Annotated in this window: 1 protein-coding gene; it reads left to right on the top strand. The window is 43.3% G+C overall.

What is annotated here, in order from left to right:
- Nucleotides 1–462: CaiB/BaiF CoA transferase family protein (locus DCC39_RS18955; protein ID WP_133243524.1), on the top strand; the 462-nt coding region annotated here is incomplete at both ends.

Raw genomic sequence — 462 nt, 5'->3', positions numbered from 1 at the left:
GGAATTAAAGTGATTGAGCTGGGCCAAATTGCAGCTGGCCCTTTTTGCGGAATGCTCCTTGCCGACCTTGGCGCTGACGTAGTAAAAGTGGAACGGCCTGATGGCGGAGACGGGATGAGAAGTTGGCCGCCCCTTTTAACAAATGATGAAGGTGAAAAATACAGCGGCAATTTTGCTTCATTAAATCGAAACAAAAGAAGCATCACGATAGATCTAAAAGATAAAGAGCAAGTTGAGATATTAAAAAAATTGTGTGGGAAAGCCGATGTCTTCATTGAAAACTATCGTCCGGGCGTACTAAGAAAATTCGGGCTTGATTATAAGTCGCTAAGAGAAGTCAATCCAAAACTAGTGTATTGCTCGATATCAGGATATGGCCAAACGGGTCCCTATTCGCAAAAAGGCGCATTTGATGTAACAGTTCAAGCGATTAGCGGTTTAATGAGTGTGACAGGGGAAGAA

Origin of the sequence: Pueribacillus theae, from assembly GCF_003097615.1 — a bacterium.
Lineage (GTDB): Bacteria > Bacillota > Bacilli > Bacillales > UBA6769 > Pueribacillus > Pueribacillus theae.
Note: the sequence above shows the minus strand (reverse complement) of the source record. Positions and strands in the feature narration are given on the sequence as shown.